The sequence below is a fragment of the Arthrobacter sp. B055-34 genome, assembly GCF_059090425.1.
Genome location: NZ_JBNHFQ010000028.1, coordinates 1 through 523 on the forward strand (window position 1 = coordinate 1; position 523 = coordinate 523).

Genomic DNA, 523 nt, shown 5'->3' on the forward strand with positions numbered 1-523 from the left:
GGATCCAGCCGCAGCGCGGCCTGCTTCGCCAGCGCCCCGATCCGTTTATCCCCGCACCCGTGCAGCGTCTTCGGATCCGCACACAAGTCCTTATCGATGCGGGCGCGGTCTTCCACGCTCAGGCAGGCGGTTTCGCGGACCAGGATGGTCGCCCGCCACTCGTTCAACCGGCCCTCTGCCAACGCCCTATAGGTGTGCGGCATTTCCCTGATCAGCGTGGTCGACAAGCCCAGGTGCTTCCCGCCCCGGTTCGGGGAGTCCTTGCGGGCCAGGCCGATCTCCTTGGCCAGGCCCCGGCCCCGCCTCTCCGCCGGGACCCCGGCCGCGGCCCGGGCCTCCCGCCGCGAGGCCACAAACGCTTCCGTCTCGCGGGCCTGCGCAGCAGCGAGGGCGCCCTTGAGTTCCTCCAGCGCGGTAATCCGGTCGATCCGCACCCCCTCCGAAACATCCTGATCCAGACCTGCAAGTTCGGCGGCCCAGCCCCGGACCAGCACAGCACCCGGATCACCGGGAACCGGCTTCA

1 pseudogene is annotated in these 523 nt (G+C 70.0%); it reads right to left on the reverse strand.

Annotated features, from left to right (window positions below):
- Nucleotides 1–523: pseudogene (locus AC5RWO_RS21455) on the reverse strand (HNH endonuclease); the annotation flags it as partial.